Below are 934 nucleotides of genomic sequence, written 5' to 3' on the forward strand. Positions count from 1 at the left end.
CTGCGGGCGTTCGCCGGGGGCCGGCTGAGCGTGCCGGAGGGAGGCGCGGAGGTACTGCCCGGGCTGCTGGCGCGCGCCCTGCCGCCGGGCACCGTGCGGACCGGGGTGCGGGTCACCTCGGTCTCCACCACCTCGGTCACCACCGCCGAGCACGGCGTACTGCGCTGTCGCGCGGTCCTGCTGGCCACGGACGCCCGTGCGGCGGCCGAGCTGCTGCCGGGGCTCCGCGTCCCCGGCTTCCACCCGGTCACCGTCGTCCACCACACCACCGACGACCCCGGCCCGGCGCTGTCCACGGGCACCTCGCTGCTGCTGGACGCGGACCGGGGCGGCCCGGTCGCGCACACGGCGGTGATCAGCAACGTCGACCCGAGCCGCGCCCCGGCCGGCCGCACCCTGATCTCCTCGACGGTGCTCGGCACCCCGCCCGAAGACGTGGACGCCGCCGTCCGCACCCACCTGTCCCGCCTGTACGGCACCCCCACCAACCGCTGGGAAACCCTGGCCGTCCACCACACCCCGGACGCCGTCCCGGCCACGCGCCCCGCCTACGACCCCCACCGCCCCGTACGCCTTCTGGCGGGCCTCTACGTCTGCGGCGACCACCGGGACACCCCCACCCTCCAGGGCGCCCTCCACTCGGCCACGCGGGCCACCACGGCCATCCTGACGGACCTGGGAGCCACCTCCTCCATGCACCTGGCGGACCCCCCGGCGACGATGCCGCGGGCGGCCTGACACGGGAGGCCCGCCGGGCCCGATCCCTGGGGGCGCCCCCCGTAACGGGCGCCCCCTACCCCAGCGCCGCCACCCGCTCCCGGTACCCGCGGGCCGGGGCCGCGTCGCGGTAGGGCTCCAGGCGGCGTTCGAAGTCGCGGATGTACTCCACCGCGCGGACCGAGCGCATGTCGGCGGCCTGGGCGGCGGCCTCGGC

At 77.8% G+C, this 934-nt stretch carries 1 protein-coding gene; it reads left to right on the plus strand.

Translation table 11 applies throughout. The features are described 5' to 3' along the window. Positions 1 to 738: FAD-dependent oxidoreductase (locus GT030_RS13740; RefSeq protein WP_161201360.1), on the plus strand; the 738-nt coding region annotated here is incomplete at its 5' end. Between the last annotated feature and the right edge of the window lie 196 nt (positions 739 to 934).

This window comes from Streptomyces sp. SID1328 (genome assembly GCF_009865595.1).
GTDB classification, from domain to species: Bacteria; Actinomycetota; Actinomycetes; order Streptomycetales; family Streptomycetaceae; genus Streptomyces; species Streptomyces griseoluteus.